This is a genomic window from Halarchaeum acidiphilum MH1-52-1 (assembly GCF_000474235.1).
Classification (GTDB): domain Archaea; phylum Halobacteriota; class Halobacteria; order Halobacteriales; family Halobacteriaceae; genus Halarchaeum; species Halarchaeum acidiphilum.
The window spans coordinates 16682-36514 of the sequence record NZ_BATA01000018.1; the positions used below are offsets into that span (position 1 = coordinate 16682).

A 19833-nucleotide genomic window follows, 5' to 3' on the forward strand; every position below is an offset into this window, starting at 1 on the left:
GATCCGGTTCACGCGTCCCGCCCCAGTTCAGCGAGGAGTCGCGACAGGTGGACGCGGTCGTTCGTCCCGGTGTTCAGGTCGAACTCGATCTCGCCGGCGAGCCGGTGGAGTTCGGCGAGCTCGTCGCCGCTGTACTTCGATCGGCCGACGCGCAGCAGCTCGCGCAGCAGCTCGGCCCCCTCGTATCCCTCGTCCACGAGGAGGTCGTCGAGCGTCGAGCGCGCGTCCGTGAAGTCGCCGCTCGCCGCGGCGTCGAGCACCCCCCGCAGTTCCTCGTCCAATCCGACGTCCTGTAGGGCCTCGTACGCGCCGTCCATCGTCACCGCGTCCGCCTCCTCCGCGGTCGTCTGCGCGGCGAGGATGGCCTTCCGGAGGTTGCCGTCCGCGTAGCCGGCGAGGAACTCCACGCCGTCCGCGTCGTACTCCACGCTCTCGTCGTCGAGAATCGACTCCAGTACGGCGACCGTCTCGGCGTCCGTCGGTGCGCGCACGGAGACGGGGAAGCAGCGCGAGCGGATCGGCGGGATGAGCTTCGTCGGCTGGCGCGTCGTGAGCACGAACTGCGTCGCCTCGTGGTACTGTTCCATCACGCGCCGCAGGGCCTGCTGGAAGTCCTCGCGGATCGCCTCGGCGTTGTCGAGCAGGACCGTATTGTAGTCGCCCGAGACGGGCGCGTAGCTCGCCGACTCCTTCAGGACGTGGTTGATGAGGTCGGCCTTCGAGGAGTTGCGTCGGCGCTTCGGCGTGATGAAGCGCGCGAAGCGGGGGTCCTCGCTCACCTCCCGCTTCGTCATCCCGAAGAAGTCCGCGACGTTGATCTCCACGAGATCGTTCTCGGCGTCCGCGTGGGCTTCGCGGGCGAGCGCGCGGACCGCCGCGGTCTTCCCCGCGCCGACCGGCCCGTGGACGACGAGGTTCTGCGGTTCGTCGAGGGCGTTACGGAGCCGATCGCGGACCGACTCCTGTGGGAGGTCGTCGATCGCGGGCGCGTGCGTGTCGGTCCAGAGCGGCGCGTCCATCGCGCATCACTACCGTTCGCCCGGCAAAGAAAGGGACGGTTAGTGCCCGGCGGGTCGTAGGCGGACGCGGTCACCGCGCCCTCACCGCTCGCGATCGCGGCGGGAGACGTGAACCGGCCTCGACCGTTCCGAAGGCGGTTTACGCCACCCGCCCCCTTCTGTGGCTATGACCCTCTCTGCGACCTTCCTCGGCACCAGCGGGGCCGTCCCGACGGTCGAGCGCAACCCGAGCGCGCTCCACCTCCGCCGGGAGGGCGACGCCTTCCTCTTCGACGCCGGCGAGGGCACGCAGCGCCAGATGATGCGCTACGGCACGGGCTTCGACGTCGACGCGGTCTTCCTCACGCACGTCCACGGCGACCACGTCCTCGGACTCCCCGGCCTCGTCCAGACGTGGGACTTCAACGACCGCGATCGCCCGCTCGACGTCTACACCCCCCGCGGGACGGGCGATCAGATCCGCGATCTCGTCACCGCCGTCGGCGCCACCCCCTCGTTTCGACTCGACGTCCACGAGGTCGCAGCGGGCGAGACCGTCCTCGATCGCGAGGCGTACGGGATCGAGACGTTCCGCACCGAACACCGGACGCGCTCCGTGGGATACGCGCTCGTCGAGGACGATCGCAAGGGCCGTTTCGACCGCGAGCGCGCGGAGGAACTCGGCGTCCCCGTCGGCCCGAAGTTCTCCAAGCTCCACGCGGGCACCCCCGTCGAACTCGACGACGGCACGGTCGTGGAACCCGAGCAGGTCGTCGGCGATCCCCGGCCCGGACGGACGGTGGTCTACACGGGTGACACGCGCCCCATCGACGCCGTCGCCACCGCCGCAGCGGGCGCGGATCTCCTCGTGCACGACGCGACGTTCGCGGACGACGACGCCGAGCGCGCCCGGCAGACCGCCCACTCGACGGCCGGCGAAGCCGGTCGGCTCGCCCGCGAGGCCGGCGTCGAGCGGCTGGCGCTCACGCACATCTCCTCGCGGTACGGCGGCAACGTCGGCGCGCTGAAGGCGGACGCCGCGGCCGAACACGACGGCGAGACCCTCCTCGCACACGACGGCCTCACGATCGACGTCCCGTACCGGTAGGCGCGGCGTTCCGTGTCGGTTTTCCCCTCGCCGCCCCCACGGTCCGACATGACGACCGCCGCCGATATCGCCGCCTTCGTCGCCGACGTGACGTACGACGACCTCCCCGCGGCCGTCGCGGACGCGACGAAACGCCGCCTCTTCGACGCGCTCGCCGTCGCGGCGCCCGACCCGATGCGGCCGCGCGCGGCGCGAGCGCGGTCGCCGACGAGGCGGGGGCGACGTCTGCACGCGCTGGGCGGCTTCGGCGCGCTCCGGGCCGGCGGCGGCCGCCCTCCACAACGCCGCATGCGTCCGTACCTCCGACGCCGCCGACGCCTTCCTCGCGCCCGACGGGCCGAGCCACCCGAGCCACGCCGTCCCCGCGGTCGTCGCCGCCGCGGAGGCGGCCGACGCCGACGGCGAGACGCTCCTCGCCGCCCTCGCCGCGACCTACGAGGTCCACGGCGAACTCGCGTGGCACGCGCCCGCCCGCGAGCGGGGATGGGACCCGGCGATCCACGCGCTCGTCGCCGCCGCCTGCGGGGCGGCACGCGCCCGCTCCCTCCCCGCGGATGGCGTCCGCGACGCCGTCGCGCTCGCCGTCGCCAACCACGCGTCGTTCGACGCCGACGGCGCCGCTGGCCCGCTCGCCGCCCGCGCCGGGGGCACCTGCGCGTCGCTCGCCGCCGCGGGCGTCGCGGGTCCCGACGATCCCTTCGACGGTCACCCGGTCCTCGGCGCGCTCGCCACCGACGACGCGGCGGCGAGTGAGGGCGCGATCGGGAACGCCGACCGGGGGGAGAGCGAAACCGCCGCCGGGGACGCGGGCGAGGCGGCCTGCGAGTTCGGCGAGGACACCGACTCCATCGAGGCCGTCAGCGGCCACGACACCGGTTTCGATCTCGATCCGGCCTGCGAGCGCGTCCACGACGTGGCGGCGCGACGCGCCCCCGGTCCGTTCGCCCTCCAGCCCGCGCTCGCCGCCGCCGCGGACCTCGCCGCGCGCGCCGATATCGATCCCGACGGGGTGGCGCGCGTCACCGTCCGCACCTTCGACCCGCTCACACTCCCCGCGCCCGCGGACGACGCGACGCCCGAGGCGGGCGCGACCTCGTATCCGGCCGCCGTCGCCGCGGCGCTCGTCGGCGACGATCCCGGCGACGGCACCCCGCCGTCGGACGAGGCTCGCGTGCGACGCCTCGCCGCGACCGTCACCGTCGAGGAGACGCCCGGTCTCACCGCGCAGTTCGAGGCCGGCCTGATGCCCGCCGTCCTCGACGTCGAACTCGACGACGGCAGCGTCCATCACGCGGAGGTCGGCGCTATCCGGGCCACCCCACGCAGCCGATGGACTGGGACGCCCTCGCGGCGAAAGCCGAGGCGTTCCGCCCGGCAGAGCGGGTCGAGACGCTTCGCGCGGCCTGTCGGCGCGCCGACGAGGCCGCACGCGTCGGGGACGTGCTCGACGCTCTCGACTGACACCGGAAGCCGAACTTATACGCCGCGAGCGCCTACGTGTGCCCGTCGAATGAGCACTCGCACGCGCGCGCTCGACACGCTCGTCTACGGCGTGGACGTCCAGAGCGGCGACGTCCGCGGCGACGCGCCCTCCTACGCTCTCGTCACCTACGACGGCGAGTCGCTCGAACGCGACGTCGTGACGCGCCGGAAGCTCCTCCGCCTCATCGATGCGGAGACCCCGGACATCGTCGCGACGGACAACATGTACGAACTCGCCGCCGACAAGGACGCGCTCGTCCGTTTCTTGGGCGGGCTCCCGGACGAGACGACGCTCGTCCAAGTCACGGGCGACGAGCGCCCCGAACCCCTCTCGCGCGTGGCGAAACGCCACGGCGTCCCGTACGGCAAGCCCGCCATCGAGGAGGCCGAGGCCGCCGCGCGCCTCGCCGCGCGCAACGTCGGCTACGAGGTCTCCGCCTTCACCGACGAGACCACTGTGAAGGTCTCCCGCGGGCGTTCGACCGGAAAAGGTGGGTGGAGTCAGGACAGGTATACGAGACGCATCCACGGGAACGTCAAGCGCGAGAGCCGGGACATCGAGGCGACGCTCGACGACGCCGGTCTCGACTACGAGCGCGACGCCACGGAGAAGTACGGCGGCTTCTCGAACGCCGTCTTCACGGTCGAGGGCCGCCCGCAGGACATCCCGGTCTCGAACAAGCGAGCGGGCGACATCCGCGTCGAGATCGAGCGCGTCCGCCGCGACGGCATCGAGTTCGAACCGCTCGCGAAGCGCCGCGATCGCGTCTTCGTCGGCATCGACCCCGGGACGACGACCGCCGTCGCGCTCGTCGATTTGGACGGGCACCTCCTCGACGTCCTCTCCACGCGCACCGCCGACACCGCGGACGTGATCGAGTGGATCATCGAGCGCGGCCGTCCCGTCCTCGTCGCCGCGGACGTCACGCCGATGCCGGCGACCGTCGACCAGATCCGCCGCTCCTTCGACGCCGCCGGCTGGCACCCCGAGAGCGACATCCCGATCGACGAGAAGCAACACCGGACGCGCGAGGAGGGGTACGACAACGACCACGAGCGCGACGCGATGGCCGCCGCGCTCTACGCCCACGACGACCACGACGATCAGATCCGGCGCGTCACGCGCAAGATCCCGCCACGAGTCGACCGCGGCGAAGTCGTCAAGCGCGTGCTCGCGGACGAGTCCACCGTCGAGGCCGCCGTCGACGACCTCACCGAGGACGACGGCGAGGACGGCGACGACCACGAGCACGAGGCGCGCGAACTCACGGAGGAGGAACGCACCATCAAGCGCCTCCGCGAGCGCGTCACTCGCCTCGACGACCACGTCACAGACCTCGAAGCCGAACTCGACGGGAAGGACGAACGCATCGCCGAACTGGAGTCCGAACTCGAGGAGACCCGCCGCGAGGAGCGCAAGGAAGCCCGCGAGCGCCGCGAGGTCACGCGCCTCGAGTGGGAGAACGACCGGTTGGAGGACGAACTCGCCGAGGAACGCGAGCGCGCCGAGACGCTCGCGAAGAAGCTCGAACGCCTGAAGGAACTCTGGAAGCTCGATCACTCCAACTTCGCGGACGTCAACGGCTCCGGGTCGCTCACTGCCGTCAAGCCCGTCGCGCAGTTCACCCTCGACGCGATCGAGACCGCGGACGAGGACTACGGCATCGCGCGCGGCGACGTCGTCTACTTCCGCGACGCCAGCGGCGCGGGCCGGCGCACCGCCGAAGCGCTCGTCGAGCGCGACCCCCGCGTCGTCCTCCTCGACGGCGAGACGAGCGACGTCGCCGAGGAGGTGCTCTACGAGGCGGACGTCGCGTTCGGCGACGCAGGTACCGTGAGCGTCCGCGAGATCGACGAACTCGCCATCGCGCGCGAGGACGCCGTCGAGACCGTCGAGGCCGACTACGCGGAGCGCGCCGCCGAGCGCGCCCAAGAGGAGACCGAGAGCATGGTCGACTCGATCATCAGCGAGCACCGCGCCGACCGGGAGTAGCTAGGACGCCGACGGCGCGCTCGCCGCACCACGCGCCGATTCGCCCGCATACGTGCCCGACGACCACCAGTACGACGAGGAGCACCGCGACCGTGAGTAGCGCCGCGCAGAGCGCGACGGCCGCCGGGATCGACGCGAGACCGGGGACGAGTGCGGTACGGTAGCGTTCGTCGGCCAGCGCGTGCAATCGGGTTTGGAGGGCCACACTTCGACCCACCGCTACCGGACACATGGACGTCGTGCCGTTGACGCCACAGTCGTCGCGGTCGACACCGCAACCGCTAACCCCGTCCTCCCGTTTTGTCGCTTCATGGACGCCTACGAGCGTATCACTCGGAACGCCGCGGAGGTCGTGACCGAGGAGGAGGTGGAGGCGCTGGCCGAGGACCCCGACGGGAAACGGGCGTACGTCGGCTACGAGCCCTCCGGCGTGCTCCACATCGGCCACCTCCTCACGGCGAACAAGCTCATCGACCTCCAAGAGGCGGGTTTCGAGGTCGTCGTCCTCCTCGCGGACGTCCACGCATATCTCAACGACAAGGGCACCTTCGAGGGGATCCGCGAGACCGCCGAGCGCATGAAGGAGCAGTTCCTCGCGTACGGTCTCGACGAGGAGGCCACGGAGTTCCGCTACGGCTCCGAGTTCGAGAACGACGAGGACTACGTCCTCGACCTCCACGAGCTCGAACGCGAGACGTCGATCTCGCGCGCCGAACGCGCGATGAGCGAGATCAAGAGCGGCGACACCGTGCGCGTCTCGCAGGCCGTCTACCCGCTGATGCAGGCGCTCGACATCGAATATCTCGACGTCGACCTCGCCATCGGTGGGATGGAGCAGCGCAAGGTCCACATGCTCGCGCGCGACGTCCTCCCGAAGGCCGGCCACGACGCGCCGACGTGCCTGCACACGCCGCTCATCGCGGATCTCACGAGCGGCGAGGGGAAGATGAGTTCCTCCTCGGGCGTCTCGATCAGCATGGAGGACTCCACGGAGGAGATCGCGGAGAAGGTCAACGACGCCTTCTGCCCGCCGAGCGCCGACCCCGAGGGCGACCTCGAGAATCCCGTGCTCCAGATCTTCGAGTACCACGTCTTCCCGCGCTTCGAGGACGTCGTCGTCGAGCGCCCCGACGAGTACGGCGGCGACCTCCGCTACGGCTCCTACGACGCGCTCGAAGCCGACCTCGACTCGGGCGAACTCCACCCGGCGGACGCGAAGGGCGCGCTCGCCGACTACCTCGACGACCTCATCGCGCCCGGCCGCGAGCGACTCCGCGAGCTGCGCGAGGCGTGACGCCGACGCGAACGCGTCGCTGCCGACGACGGCGGTGTGAGGTGCATTTAACCGTCTGCCGGGCCTATGCGCCCCCATGAGTGAGGAACACGAGCGCGTCGACCTCCGGATGCCCGAGGGGGACGAGGTGTTCGCCGAGGTGACGGAGATGCTCGGCGCGAACCGGATCCGGGTCCGGTGCGCGGACGGCACCGAGCGGACGGCGCGCATCCCCGGCCGGATGCAAAAGCGCGTCTGGATCCGCGAGGGCGACATCGTACTCGTCGATCCGTGGGACTGGCAGGACGAGAAGGCCGACGTCGAGTGGCGCTACGAGAAGTCCGCGGCCGACCAGCTCCGAGAGGAGGGGCACCTGTAGCGTGGCCGGCGAATTCGTCGAGGAGACGGAGGGACCGGCCGGCGACGAGTGGGAGGACCTCGACGTCTCGGACGACGAGTCGGACCGTATCGCGCGCCGACAGGACCGCGAGTTCGAGTCCTTCCTGAAGCGCCTGAAGGACGCCGATCAGTTCAAGGTACAGGAGGGCGCGTTCGACGACGCGACGTTCGCCGCGCTCTACAAGCTCGTGCAGGACGGGCATCTCGCGGCGTTCGGCGGTCCCATCTCCACGGGCAAGGAGGCGAACGTCTACGAGGCCGCCGCGCCCGAGGGCGACGACGTCGCCGTCAAGGTCTATCGCATCAACGCCTCGAACTTCCAGCACATGCGCGACTACCTCGAAGGCGACCCGCGCTTCGAGGGCATCCGCGGCGACAAGAAGGCCGTCGTGCTCGCGTGGACGCGCAAGGAGTTCGCGAACCTCCAGCGCGCCCACGATGCCGGCGTCCGCGTCCCCGATCCCGTCGCCGTCCAGCGGAACGTCCTCGTGATGGAACTCATCGGCGAGGCCACCGATCCCGCGCCGACGCTCCACGACGTCACGCTGGAGAACCCCGAAACCGCCTACGACGTCGTCCGCGAGTACATGCAGCGCCTCTTCAGTGCCGGCCTCGTCCACGGGGACCTCTCCGAGTACAACATCGTCGTTCACGACGGCGAACTCACCATCATCGACGTCGGGCAGGCCGTCACCGTCCACCACGGCAACGCCGAGGAGTTCCTCCGCCGCGACTGCGAGAACGTCGCGTCGTTCTTCTCCCGGCAGGGCGTCGACGTCGATCCCGGCGACCTCTTCGAGCACGTGACCGACGTCGACGCGGACCCGAGCGGCGACGCCGACGCGTAAGCCTCCCGAACACGGGTAGCGGCGTCCGAGCGTTTTCCCCCACCGATCGGCTGGCTGGGCCCTTCGCGACGCGATAAATCCCATGTAGCGATATAGAATGCCCTCGGACGGTGTGTTGAGACTGGTCTTCTCGATGCATACGATTCTCGAACCGCTCTGTGGTTGACGGTGATTTTCTCCCGCTCTGTTTTCGTCGCTTTCCCCCGTCGCGGCAGGCGCTACTGTTTCTGTATCGGCCGACTCGCGAACGGCCCCTCTCGACGTCACGCTCCCAAACGCCCTACTCTTCCGTGCGTGCGCCACGGCGAGCGTCGTAGTCGGGACTCCGCACTGACACCCATCGGCGTGCTCTCGGACTGACCGCGTGCCCGGCACGACCCAATTTCATATCGCGATATATGATTCATCGAAGCTCCGTCGTGGCCACCGCTCGCGTGTAAGTCTTAAACCGCTTCGTCCCATACTCGACGGCATATGACTCAACACGTCAAGATTCCGCAGGACCGCATCGGCGTCCTCATCGGGGAGGGCGGGGAGACCCTGCGCCGCATCGAGCGGTCCGCGGAGGTCAGCCTCGACGTGAACTCCGACGACGGCGCGGTCGCGGTCGAGAAGACCGGCGATCCGATCCTCGGGATGAAGGCCCCCGACATCGTGCGGGCCATCGGACGCGGCTTCAAGCCGGACGCGGCGCTCTCGCTGCTCGACGACGACATGCGGCTCTTCGAGACGATCGACATCGAGCGCGCGGCGCGCAACGACAACGACCTCCGCCGCAAGAAGGGGCGGCTCATCGGTGAGAACGGACGGACGCGCGAACTCATCGAAGAGCTGACGGGCGCGGACGTCGTCATCTACGGCTCGACGTTCGGCATGATCGGCGGCCCGAACGAAGTCGACGTCGCTCGCTCCGCCGCGGAGATGATCCTCGACGGCGCCCCCCACGGCTCGGTCTACTCCTTCCTCGAACGCAAGCACGTCGAGGAACTCAAACATCAGGGCATGGAGTACCACGAGTTCTCGGGCTGACTCACCTCCCGTTTTTCTCTCAATTCAGCTAATCCAGAAGTTCCAATGCCAAGGAGAGCGGTGCCGAGAAGTGGCGACGCCGCGGCGGCGCGCTCGGCGAGCGACGCGACGAGCCGCCATCCGTCGCCCCTCACGCACCCCGTCCCCGCATCCGCGGATCCTGTGTCCGGTCGCCTGCCGGCTTAAATATGTAGAGCTTGTTATTGTCTCACACCATGTTTCCCGTCGCTCTCGACCGCGACGGCACGCGCCACCCAAAGATTTATATAGAATGGCAAACAATCAGGGAGTGATTATGGCGCAGCAGATGGGCAATCAGCCGCTGATCGTACTCTCCGACGATTCGCAGCGAACGTCGGGCGAGGACGCACAGTCGATGAACATCTCCGCCGGGAAGGCCGTCGCGGAGTCCGTCCGGACGACGCTCGGTCCGAAGGGAATGGACAAGATGCTCGTCGACTCCTCCGGTTCCGTCGTCGTCACGAACGACGGCGTCACCATCCTCAAGGAGATGGACATCGAGCACCCGGCGGCCAACATGATCGTCGAGGTCGCCGAGACGCAGGAGAACGAGGTCGGTGACGGCACGACGTCCGCCGTCATCGTCGCCGGCGAACTCCTCGACGAGGCCGAGGAACTCCTCGATCAGGACATCCACGCGACCACGCTCGCGCAGGGGTACCGGGAGGCCGCCGAGCAGGCCAAGGAGATCCTCTCCGAGATCTCGATCGACATCGACGCCGACGACACCGAGCACCTCGAACAGATCGCCGCCACGGCGATGACGGGGAAGGGCGCGGAGAACGCGAAGGACGCCCTCTCCGGACTCGTCGTCCGCGCCGCGCAGGCCGTCGCCGACGACGGCGTCGTCGACACGGACAACATCAAAGTCGAGAAGGTCACCGGCGGCTCCATCGACAACTCCGAGCTCGTCGAGGGCGTCATCGTCGACAAGGAGCGCGTCAACGAGAACATGCCCTACGCCGTTGAGGACGCGAAGGTCGCTCTCGTCGACGGCGCGCTCGAAGTGCAGGAGACCGAGATCGACACCGAGGTCAACGTCACCGACCCCGACCAGCTCCAGCAGTTCCTCGATCAGGAGGAGGAGCAGCTCAAGGAGATGGTCGACGCCATCGCGGCGTCCGGCGCGAACGTCGTCTTCGTCGACGGCGGCATCGACGACATGGCCCAGCACTACCTCGCGCAGGAGGGCATCCTCGCCGTCCGCCGCGTGAAGGACTCCGACCTCAGCCGGCTCGCCCGCTCCACGGGCGCGACCCCGGTCTCCACCGCGGCGGAGATCGAGGCCGACGACCTCGGTGAGGCCGGCAGCGTCGCCCAGAAGGACATCGGCGGCGACGAGCGCATCTTCGTCGAAGACGTCGCGGACGCCAAGTCCGTTACCCTCATCCTCCGCGGCGGCACCGAGCACGTCGTTGATGAGGTCGAGCGCGCCATCGACGACTCGCTCGGCGTCGTGCGCGTCACCCTCGAGGACGGGCAGGTGCTCCCCGGCGGCGGTGCCCCGGAGACCGAGCTCGCCCTCGAACTCCGCGACTACGCCGACAGCGTCGGCGGGCGCGAGCAGCTCGCCGTCGAGGCGTTCGCGAACGCCCTCGAAGTCGGCCCGCGCACCCTCGCCGAGAACGCCGGTCTCGACCCGATCGACTCCCTCGTCGACCTCCGCGCGCAGCACGCGGACGGCAACACGGGCGCCGGTCTCGACGCCTACACGGGCGAGGTCATCGACATGGAGGGGGAGGGCGTCGTCGAGCCCCTCCGCGTGAAGACGCAGGCCATCGAGAGCGCCACCGAGGCGGCCGTCATGATCCTCCGCATCGACGACGTCATCGCCGCGGGCGACCTCGCCGGCGGGCAGGTCGACTCCGACAACGGCGGGGACGAAGGTCCCGGCGGCGCGGGCGGCGCGCCCGGCGGAATGGGCGGCGGCATGGGCGGCATGGGCGGCATGGGCGGCGCTATGTAAAATCAGTCTCTGACTGATTTTACGTAGCCGCGAAGCCACGCTTCGCCCGCCGATGTGAAGTAGGCCCGACGCCACTCACACCACCCACGCCGACTCTCGCACCGCACGCTCGACTATCGACGCACGATTTCTTTCGACGCGATTCAGCCAGCGACGGCTATCTTTCTTCGAGGAGAGAATCCCGCCGTTTACGGCGGGGGTGAATCCGACACCCCCTCCAGAAACCACGTTCTGACGCTAATACGGATATTTGAGTGGTCTCGAGTCGTAGCATGACGTACACCGAGGCGGTCTCACCGCCCCTCTAAATGCACAGTATCGGGACTCCGAGACTCAGAACGTTCGAGACATCCATCTCGAACCGCTGTGGTGTCTCGGGACAAGATAACTCCGAATCCCCCTCCCGGGGATAGGAGTAACGGCGGTGTGGCCCCGCCAGTAGCCCAGTCATGCCGACCGGGTTAAACCAGTAAATATCCCAAATCAGCGGTGCGATGCCGTGGAAAGCCCCGTCGTACACGACGGGGAGGAGATCACCCGCGAATGGTCCGGTAACCGAAGGCGACGAAGTTGAACGCGCCGACGCCGACGAAGAGCCAGCAGGTGTCGGTGCTGTAGTCGGTGACGGCGGGGAAGCAGGCGAGGCCCGCGGCGACGAAGACCACCGCGAGTATCGCGTTGACGGTCGCGTCGTTCACGTCGACACAGTTCGCGGGAGCGATCAAAATACCCACCCTCGATCGTTCCCATTCAGACCGGGTTCTCCTCCGCGAAGACGCCCTGCGTCATCCGGTAGGCGGTGAGGAAGAAGAGGACGACTGCGAGGCAGACGGTGATCCCGAGGAGGAAGAACACGAGGACCTTCGGGATCGGGAGCCACCCCCCGATGGTGCCGAGCGCGAGGACGAGCGACACCGTGGCGACCGACGACAGGACGCTGTGTGCTCTCACGTGCGGCATTTGGGACCACAGGACCATAGGGTGCCCGGTGACTACGGGTGCGTCGCGCGTTCTAAGTGTTCTCCCGGCGTCCCCTCCGACATGGAGACGCTCCTGCTGGCGAACGAGGACGTGGACGCGAACACCCCGATGGCCGAACTCGTCGCGGCGATCCGGGACGCGTTCGTCGCCTACGAGCGCGGGAACGCCCAGATGCCCGCGAAGTCCTACATCGATCTCCCGCAGTACAACGGCGACTTCCGCTCGATGCCCGCCTATCTCAGCACCGACGAGTGGGACGCCGCCGGCATCAAGTGGGTGAACGTCCACCCGGACAACCCCGACTCGTTCGACCTCCCGACCGTCATGGGGACGATGATCTACTCCGACCCGGAGAACGCCTATCCGCTCGCGATCATGGACGGCACGGAACTCACGATGAAGCGCACGGGCGCGGCCGCCGCCGTCGCCACCGACGCGCTCGCCGTCGAGGACGCCACGTCGCTGGGAATCGTCGGCGCCGGCGTCCAGTCCTACACGCAACTGGAGGCCATCAGCGAGGTGCGCGACATCACGGAGGTCGTGGTGAGCGACCTGCGCGAGGAGCGCGTCGAGCGCTTCGTCGCTCGCTTCGGGGACGAGTTCGACGTCCGCGGGGGCACGATCAGCGAGGCGGGGCACTGCGACGTCCTCTCGACCGTGACGCCCGTCGAGGACCCGATCGTCGGTCCGCGCGATCTCGGTCCGCACACGCACGTCAACGCGATGGGCGCGGACGCGGCCGGGAAGCACGAACTCGCCGACGAAGTACTACTCGCCGCGACGCTCGTCATCGACGACTACGCGCAGACGACCCACTCCGGCGAGATCAACGTCCCGTGGAGCGCCGGAACGCTGGGCGACGACGACATCTACGGGGAAATCGGCGAGATCGTCGCGGGGGAGAAGACCGGGCGGACGGCCGCGGACGACGTGACGGTGTTCGATTCGACGGGGCTGGCGATTCAGGACGTCGCGGCCGCGCACGTCGTCTACGCGCACGCGAGCGAGCGCGAGAACGGGACGGCCTTCGGCCTACTCGGAGTCTGAGTCCGAGTCGCTACTCCCCGTCGCGGGGGCGACGGAACGGGTCGTAGAACGAGCGCACCATCGAGTTCAGCACGTGCGCGACGACGAGGAAGGGAATGAGGGGGATCACCAACACGAGGATGACGACGAGGTAGAGCAGTCCGAAGAAGTCCATCTCCTGTCGGCCGACCAGCCCGCCCTCCTCGACGTTCGGCGAGAGCGTCCGCTTCAGTTTCTCCCGGATGTTCCGCGGCGCCTGCGTGGTCATACGGGGCGCTTCGGCGCCCGGGGGATTAAGCCCCCCGGCTTCTCCTCGTCACTCCAGCCGGATCGCGGGGCGGAACGGCACCGCCTGCGTCGCCTTCTCGTCTGCGGCCTCGTCCTCCGGAACGACGTCGACGCTCGCGTCGAACTCCCGCGAGAGGAAGCCCGCGGCGTCCGCGTACAGTTCGGTCTCGTCGACGGCTTCGAGCGCCGCGAGGTCCTCGTCGTCGTACTCCCTGATATCGGCGACGAGGTCCTGCACGAGATCGTTGACGGCGTCGCCGCGCTCGCGCAGCGACTCCCGCTGCATCACCTTCCCCATCACCGCACCGACGTCGGGACCGGTCTCCGCGACCGTCTCGAACACCGCCCCCTTCCAGTCGGCGGGCGTGTAGACCGTGATGTTGGCCGGGTCGGTGCCCGTAACGTCCACGATGTCGCGGACGTCGTCCACGAGCGATTCGATCAGCTCCTCCTCGACCTCGACGCGCGCGCTCTCCAGTTCGGGATCGACGCTCGGCCACGCGGCGTCCTCGACGGGCACGCCGTCGAGTGCCTCATGCAGTTCGTTCGCGAGGAACGGCACGACGGGCGCGAGCAGGCGCAGGCGCGTGCGCAGGACTTCTTGGCGCACCCACTTCGCCGCCGGACGCTCTGTGTCCGTGCGCTTGCGATACCAGCGCAGGTCCTCCTCGAAGCGGTAGAAGGCCTCTTGGGAGGCGCTTCGCGTCTCGAACTCGTCCATCGCGCGCGTCGTACGCTCGATCGTCCGCTGGAGCCGGGAGAGGAGCCAGCGGTCGATGCGCTGCAGGTCGACGTCGCCTTCGTTGGGGACATCGAGGGCGACGACGTCCTCGGCGCGCTCGTAGAAGCGATTCAGGCTCTTGCGCGTCGAGGCGACCTCGTCGGCGCGCCAGTCGTAGTCCTGCCACGGCTGGGCGGAGTTGAGCAGGAAGAAACGGACCGTGTCCGCGCCGTACTCCTCGATGGCCTCCGCGGGGAGGACGACGTGCCCCTTCGAGGAGGACATCTTCTCGCCCTCCAACAGGCCCATCCCCATGATCGCGACGCCCTCCGGCCAGTTCGCACGCTCGAAGAGATCGGCGTGGTGGAAGAGGAAGAACGTCAGGTGATTGGAGATGAGGTCGTTCCCGGAAACGCGGTAGTCCACGGGATACCAGTAGTCCCACTCCTCGCGGAGTTCGAGGGCCTTCTCGGGCGCCTCACCGTCGACCGCGTCAGGTCCGTCGAAGAGCGCGTCGAAGAACTCCGGCGTGAGTTCTTCGGGGGGGACGTCCTCGATCCGGTGGGCGATCGTGTAGTACGCCATGTAGATCGTCGAGTCCGAGAGCGGTTCGATGACGAAGTCGTCGTCCCACGGGAGCTTCGTCCCGAGACCGTAGTTCCGAATGCACGGCCACTCCTCCAGCCAGTCGATCGTGTGATCGAACTGGTCGCGGCCCGTCTCCGGCACGACGTCCATGTTCGAGACGGCCTCGTGGGCGAGCGCCTTCCAGTCCTCGTCGTTGTACGTGAGGAACCACGTCTCCTGCTCTGCGACCTCGACCTTCCCGCCGCAGCGACAGACGACCGGCTCGGAGAAGTCGTACATCGCGTCGAACTGCCCCGATTCGCGGTAGCGCGCCGCGAGTTCGTCGCGGACGTCTTCTACCACTTTCCCCGCGTCGTCGCCGTACATGTCCCGCAGTTTCCCGCCGTGGAACTCGCGGTTGTAGACCTCCTGTGTGGCCTCTTCCAGCAGGGGGTCGTCCGCGCTCGTGATCTCGTGCTCCTCGACGGCCGCGCGCGCCGGGAAGACGTCGTCGTAGGCCTCGACGTCGATGATGGCCTTCGGCTCGATTTCCGCTACCTCGGCGGGATCGATACCGTACTCGCGCATCCGCTCGTCGTCTTCTTTGGCCGCTTGCAGGGCCATCCAGTCGTCCGGCGAGTGCGCGGGCACGGACATGACGACGCCCGTCGCGTTGTCCGGATCGACGAAGTCCGCGGGGAGGATCAGGACGTCCTCACCCGTCACGGGATTCTCGACGCGCTCACCCACCAAGGCCTCGCCGCGGAACTCCTCCACGATCTCGACATCGCGCTGCTGGAGCGTCAGCTTGTGCGCGGCGTCGTGGCTGATGAGCCACGTTTCGCCATCTACCTCGGCCTCCACGTAGTCGCCTCGGGCTTGATGTAGGCGTTCGTGACGCCGCGCACCGTCTCGGGGCGGAGCGTCGCCATCGGAACCGTGGTGCTTCCGAGTCCGAACTTCACGAGCGTGTACTCCTGTCGCTCGGCCTCCTCGCCCTCCAGCAGGTCGTGCGTGGTGACGGGGTTCTCCTCCTCGGTGCAATACTTCACGGGGTGGAAGCCCTTCTCGAGGCGGTCGTCCTCGCGGAGGGTCTCGTACTGCCACGTGACGAACTTCGAGTATCGGTCGTCGTTCGTCGTGAACTCCCGGCGCCAGTCGATGCTGAGGCCGAGGGACTTCATGTTGCGCTTGTAGTGGTTCTCGATGAAGTAGCGCGCGAAGCCCATCGGCGTCTCCAGCTCTTCGAGTTCGTCCTCGGGGACGTTGTACGTGTCGCGGAGGACGGAGAGCTGCTCCTCCTCGCCCTTCTGGAGGCGGTTCACGGCGCCGATGATCGGCGTGCCCGTGACGTGCCACGCGATCGGGAAGAGGACGTCGTCGCCTTGGAGGCGTCGATAGCGCGCGTAGACGTCCGGGACGGTGTACGTCCGCGCGTGCCCGATATGCATTCCACCGGAGGGATAGGGGTACGGCACCGTGACGAACGTCGCGTCCTCATCAGAGCCGGGATCGGCTTCGTACCTCCCGCCGTCCTCCCAGCGCTCCTGCCACTTCCGTTCGAGTGCCCGCGGCTCGTAGGTCATGCTCCGTCGTTCACCGCCGCGGGCAAAAAGGCCTCCCATCCCCGAGCAGTTGGGGGAAACGCTTTCGTCCGACCGCGCCGACGGCCAGCTCGTGGATGACTTCACGGCGCGCGTGCACGCCGCCCTCCGCGACGCCCTCGCCGAGCGCCTGCCCGCGCGGACGTGGGAGACGGAGTGGTACGCGCGCCGGACACCCGTGGACGTCGCGGGCATCCTCGACGCCGACGTCGACGTCGACGGCGATCCCCTCGTCCTCGTCGAAGTCGAGATGCGGCGAGCGGACCCCGCGAACAACCCCGTGAAGATCGCGCGCTACGCCCACGAGGGCGACTTCGAGCGCGATGTCCGCCTCGTCCAGTTGTTCAGCAACTACTACGACCTCGACTCGGGTGGGATCTCCTCAAAGCGGGAGAACGCCGAGTTCGTCGGCCGACTCGCCGGTGAGCACGTCGCCGGCATCACTTACGCCGCCCTCGACCTCTCCGTCACGCCGCCGAAGCACGGCGCGACGCCGAGCGAGGAGTGGGGGGCGGCCGTCTCCGCTGCCGCCGACGACATCGCCTCACTCCTCCGGGAGTAGCCCGGAGTGCCGGATGTCCTCCAGCACTTCCTCGGCGTGCCCCTCCGGCGACACGCCCGCGTACGCCGCTTTCACCTCGCCGTCCGCGAGCACGAACGTCACGCGCTCAGCCGCCCCGCTCGAATGATCGACGCCGAAGGCGTCCGCGATCTCGCCCTCGGGATCCGCGAGCAGGTCGAATTTCAAACCGTGCTTCTCGCAGAAGTCCGCGTGGGAGTCCGCGTCGTCCGTCGAGACGCCGTAGACGTCCACGCCGGCCGCCTCGTAGGCGTCGAGTTCCGCGTTGAACCCCTTCGCCTCCACCGTACACCCCGGCGTGTCGTCGCGGGGATAGAAGTAGAGGACTGTCGGCGTCGCGAAGTCGAGTTCCACCGTCTCGCCGTCCTGCGTTTCCGCCGTCACCGTCGGTGCGTCGTCGCCGATATCGAGCATACGTGAGTGCACGCGCCGTCGCCACTTCGTCGTTGCGCCCCGCTCCTCCGTTTAAGTGTCTCTCGCCACAAGTAATATATACGACCGAGGTGCGCCCGGTCATTCTCCGGTCGCACGTATCACGCCGCGGAGCGACGGCGCTGCGACTCACCGCTCCTCCGTTTAAGTGTCTCTCGCTACAAGTAATAGATACGACCGAGGGGCGCCCGGATTTCTCGGGCGTCTACACCGATCCCGACGAGCCGCGCGGCCGTTCACTCGACGGCGATATGCTCCTCGTTCGGGCCGTCCTTCGGGAGTCGAACCGTCAGTACGCCGTTCTCGTGACGCGCCGACGTCCCCGCCTCCTGCACGTCGCCCGGCAACGTCACCGCGCGCTCGATCGACTCGTGGTGCCGCTCGCGTCGAACGTAACGCTCCGTCACCGAGCGTTCCGTCTCACGTTCCGCGCGCACGCGGAGCGTCCGCCCGTCGAGTTCCACGTCGATGCCGTCCCGATCGTATCCCGGGAGGTCCGTTCGCACCTCGTAGGCGTCGCCCGTGTCGGCGACGTCCACGGGTGTCGGGTGACGCTCGCCGCCCTCGAACGCCGCGTTCAGATCCTCGATCGTCTCACCGAGTTCATCGAACGGATCGCGTCGGGCCATACGTCCACCGACGGCCCAGCCACGCAAAAAGCGGTCGGCCGCCGCGGCGCCCGCGGTCGGAGACGAGGTCGCGGCCCTCGCCTCGCTCACGGGTCGTCCCTCCCCGTTCGCTATCAGTGGCGACTCCCATTGGTCGTCGAAACCACTCACACCACGTGCTCGACATCGTAACTCCCGAGCTTCCGCACCCATCCGCCCTCGGCGAGCGCTTCGATCTCCGCGAGCGCGTCCTGCGTCCGATCCTCGAAGAGTCCGCCGTCGACGTCGAGGTGGAAGACGTAATCGCCGAGGTGTTCGCCGCTCGGGCGCGACTCGACGCGCGTGAGGTTGACGCCGCGGTCCGCGAACGGCTCCAAGAGTTCGAGCAGGAGACCCGGGTAGTTCGCGTCCGGGTAGACGACGAAGCTCGACTTTCCGCCGGCCTCGGAGCGCTCCGCTGGCGGCGCGAGGACGAAGAAGCGGGTCGCGTTCGAGCGCCGGTCTTGGATGTCCGCGGCGATCACCTGCAGGTCGTCCGTCGCGTTGTCCGGGTGGCCGATACCGGCGATCGCGGGGTCCTCGGCGGCGAGTTCGACGCCGCGTGCGGTCGAGGCGACGGCCTCGATGGTCGCGTCGGGGTAGTGTTCGTCGAGGTACTCGCGACACTGCGCGAGCGCCTGCGGGTGGCTCGCGACGGTGTCGAACTCCTCCGATCGGGAGAGGAGACCGTGTTTGATCGGCGTGATGACCTCGCGGACGACCGCGACGTCGCGGGCGGCGAGCGCGTCCAGCGTCTCCGTGACGCTGCCCTCGATGCTGTTCTCGATGGGGACGACGCCCCGCGCGGCGTCGCCGTCCGCCACCGCGTCCACGATGTCGCGGATGGACTCGCGGAACTCGATGTCGTCGTCGCTCGCGACCGCCCCGGCGGCGCGGTGCGAGTACGTCCCGGCGGGTCCGAGCGTGACCGTGCGCATACCACGAGGTAGGATCCCTACCCGGGAAAAGACCGTCGGCGCCGCGGCACCGTTCCCGCCCGTACGGGACGGAAACGCTTTCCCCGCCGACCGTCTTGCGTCCATCCACATGGAGGTCGCCGAGGCGGTCCCGGAGTTCGCGGACGCCTTTCCCTTCGAGGAGTTCAATCGGATGCAACGCGAGGCCGTCCCCGCCCTCACGGAGCGCGACGGCAACGTCGTCGTCGCCGCCCCGACCGGATCGGGGAAGACCGCGCTCGCCGAACTCGCGATCTGTCGGGCGCTCGCCGCCGGCGGCACCGCGCTCTTCATCGCACCGCTGCGCGCGCTCACCAACGAGAAGGAGGACGAGTGGGAGCGCTTCGAGGAGATGGGCTATTCAGTGTACGTCGTCACGGGCGAACGCGACCTCGACCCCCGGCGCGCGGAGCGCGCGGACGTCCTCGTGATGACGCCCGAGAAGGCCGATTCGGCGACGCGGAAGCACGATTCGCCCCGATACTCGTTCGTCACGGACGTCGACGTCGTCGTCATCGACGAGGTCCACCTCCTCGACAGCGAGCACCGCGGGTCCGTCCTCGAAGTCGTCGTCTCGCGCTTCCGACGCCTCTGCGACCCGCGGATCGTCGCGCTCTCCGCGACGATGCCGAACGTCGAGGACGTCGCCGCGTGGCTCGACGCGCCCCCCGAGTGCACCTTCGAGTTCGGCGACGACTACCGTCCCGTCGACCTGCACGCGGACGTCACGACGTACGTCCACGGCGACAACTCCTTCGCGGACAAGTACAGACGGCTCTACAAGGCCTTAGACCGCGCCGAACCCCACCTCCGCGAGGACGGGCAGGCCCTCGTCTTCGTCTCCTCGCGACAGGACACCGTCCGCGCGGCCGAGAAGGCCCGCGACGAACTCGCCGAGCGCGACGTCCCGATGG

The 19833-nt window shown here is 68.6% G+C and carries 19 protein-coding genes and 2 pseudogenes; 12 read left to right on the plus strand and 9 right to left on the minus strand.

Translation table 11 applies throughout. The annotated features are described in order from the left end of the window. Nucleotides 1-8: 8 nt before the first annotated feature. Nucleotides 9-1019, minus strand: a complete 1011-nt coding sequence (locus tag AOZ13_RS05000; RefSeq protein ID WP_020222500.1) for an AAA family ATPase — start codon at nt 1017-1019, stop codon at nt 9-11. A gap of 166 nt (nt 1020-1185) precedes the next feature. Here AOZ13_RS05000 and rnz point away from each other — a divergent pair, with 166 nt between their 5' ends. The 4 genes and pseudogenes from rnz to AOZ13_RS05015 all read left to right on the plus strand — a co-directional run bounded on the left by rnz (nt 1186) and on the right by AOZ13_RS05015 (nt 5581). Then, on the plus strand, nt 1186-2106 hold the full coding sequence (gene rnz / locus AOZ13_RS05005; RefSeq protein WP_021779986.1) for a ribonuclease Z: 921 nt from the start codon (nt 1186-1188) through the stop codon (nt 2104-2106). A gap of 265 nt (nt 2107-2371) precedes the next feature. After that, nucleotides 2372-2755 (plus strand): annotated as a pseudogene (locus tag AOZ13_RS15645) (MmgE/PrpD family protein); the annotation flags it as partial. Between the two features lie 680 nt (nt 2756-3435). Further along, entirely contained in the window at nt 3436-3567 is a 132-nt protein-coding gene (locus tag AOZ13_RS15250; protein ID WP_020221656.1) for a hypothetical protein, read from the plus strand. 49 nt (nt 3568-3616) lie between these two features. Then, the gene (locus AOZ13_RS05015) at nt 3617-5581 is read left to right on the plus strand and encodes a DUF460 domain-containing protein (protein ID WP_020221655.1); all 1965 of its coding nucleotides are present in this window, start codon (nt 3617-3619) and stop codon (nt 5579-5581) included. Here AOZ13_RS05015 and AOZ13_RS05020 read toward each other — a convergent pair. Beyond that, nucleotides 5553-5786, minus strand: coding sequence for a hypothetical protein (locus tag AOZ13_RS05020; RefSeq protein WP_049933855.1), 234 nt, complete (start codon nt 5784-5786; stop codon nt 5553-5555). The two genes, AOZ13_RS05015 and AOZ13_RS05020, sit on opposite strands and share 29 nt — an antisense overlap. Nucleotides 5787-5891: 105 nt before the next feature. Here AOZ13_RS05020 and AOZ13_RS05025 point away from each other — a divergent pair, with 105 nt between their 5' ends. From AOZ13_RS05025 to thsA, 5 genes are all read left to right on the plus strand, one after another. After that, nucleotides 5892-6875 carry a tyrosine--tRNA ligase gene (locus AOZ13_RS05025; RefSeq protein WP_049933857.1) on the plus strand — a complete coding sequence of 328 codons (984 nt, stop codon included), beginning with the start codon at nt 5892-5894 and terminating at the stop codon, nt 6873-6875. Between the two features lie 76 nt (nt 6876-6951). Beyond that, nucleotides 6952-7233: a translation initiation factor eIF-1A gene (gene eif1A, locus AOZ13_RS05030; RefSeq protein ID WP_020221652.1), complete on the plus strand. Its 282-nt coding sequence runs from the start codon at nt 6952-6954 to the stop codon at nt 7231-7233. 1 nt (nt 7234) lies between these two features. After that, the gene (gene rio1, locus AOZ13_RS05035; RefSeq protein WP_020221651.1) at nt 7235-8101 is read left to right on the plus strand and encodes a serine/threonine-protein kinase Rio1; all 867 of its coding nucleotides are present in this window, start codon (nt 7235-7237) and stop codon (nt 8099-8101) included. Nucleotides 8102-8575: 474 nt separating this feature from the next. Then, nucleotides 8576-9130 (plus strand): KH domain-containing protein, encoded by a 555-nt coding sequence (locus AOZ13_RS05040; protein ID WP_020221650.1) that lies wholly within the window; start codon nt 8576-8578, stop codon nt 9128-9130. A 295-nt stretch (nt 9131-9425) separates the two neighbouring features. Continuing rightward, nucleotides 9426-11117, plus strand: a complete 1692-nt coding sequence (gene thsA, locus AOZ13_RS05045) for a thermosome subunit alpha (protein ID WP_021779989.1) — start codon at nt 9426-9428, stop codon at nt 11115-11117. Nucleotides 11118-11650: 533 nt separating this feature from the next. On the opposite strand, the gene AOZ13_RS14175 is transcribed toward thsA, so the two are convergent. Then, nucleotides 11651-11815, minus strand: a complete 165-nt coding sequence (locus AOZ13_RS14175) for a hypothetical protein (protein ID WP_021779990.1) — start codon at nt 11813-11815, stop codon at nt 11651-11653. Between the two features lie 52 nt (nt 11816-11867). Further along, nucleotides 11868-12068 carry a hypothetical protein gene (locus tag AOZ13_RS05050; protein ID WP_148286748.1) on the minus strand — a complete coding sequence of 67 codons (201 nt, stop codon included), beginning with the start codon at nt 12066-12068 and terminating at the stop codon, nt 11868-11870. A gap of 90 nt (nt 12069-12158) precedes the next feature. Here AOZ13_RS05050 and AOZ13_RS05055 point away from each other — a divergent pair, with 90 nt between their 5' ends. Beyond that, a complete protein-coding gene (locus AOZ13_RS05055) occupies nt 12159-13145 on the plus strand; it encodes an ornithine cyclodeaminase family protein (protein WP_049933859.1) in 987 nt (328 codons plus the stop codon). 10 nt (nt 13146-13155) lie between these two features. On the opposite strand, the gene AOZ13_RS05060 is transcribed toward AOZ13_RS05055, so the two are convergent. Both AOZ13_RS05060 and leuS read right to left on the minus strand, forming a co-directional pair. Next, complete coding sequence (locus AOZ13_RS05060; protein WP_020222114.1) at nt 13156-13392, minus strand: DUF7535 family protein; 237 nt, start codon at nt 13390-13392, stop codon at nt 13156-13158. Nucleotides 13393-13440: 48 nt separating this feature from the next. Then, nucleotides 13441-16286 (minus strand): annotated as a pseudogene (gene leuS / locus AOZ13_RS05065) (leucine--tRNA ligase). A 91-nt stretch (nt 16287-16377) separates the two neighbouring features. Between leuS and AOZ13_RS05070 the strand changes: the two are divergent. Next, nucleotides 16378-16866: a hypothetical protein gene (locus tag AOZ13_RS05070; protein ID WP_021779993.1), complete on the plus strand. Its 489-nt coding sequence runs from the start codon at nt 16378-16380 to the stop codon at nt 16864-16866. On the opposite strand, the gene AOZ13_RS05075 is transcribed toward AOZ13_RS05070, so the two are convergent. From AOZ13_RS05075 to pheA, 3 genes are all read right to left on the minus strand, one after another. Continuing rightward, nucleotides 16849-17298, minus strand: coding sequence for a peroxiredoxin (locus tag AOZ13_RS05075; protein WP_020222720.1), 450 nt, complete (start codon nt 17296-17298; stop codon nt 16849-16851). The two genes, AOZ13_RS05070 and AOZ13_RS05075, sit on opposite strands and share 18 nt — an antisense overlap. A gap of 254 nt (nt 17299-17552) precedes the next feature. After that, the gene (locus AOZ13_RS05080; protein WP_020222721.1) at nt 17553-17945 is read right to left on the minus strand and encodes an Hsp20/alpha crystallin family protein; all 393 of its coding nucleotides are present in this window, start codon (nt 17943-17945) and stop codon (nt 17553-17555) included. Nucleotides 17946-18091: 146 nt separating this feature from the next. Continuing rightward, entirely contained in the window at nt 18092-18901 is an 810-nt protein-coding gene (gene pheA, locus AOZ13_RS05085; protein ID WP_020222722.1) for a prephenate dehydratase, read from the minus strand. A 109-nt stretch (nt 18902-19010) separates the two neighbouring features. On the opposite strand from pheA, the gene AOZ13_RS05090 reads away from it, so the two are divergent. Then, on the plus strand, nt 19011-19833 hold an 823-nt coding region (locus AOZ13_RS05090; protein WP_148294560.1), incomplete at its 3' end, for a DEAD/DEAH box helicase.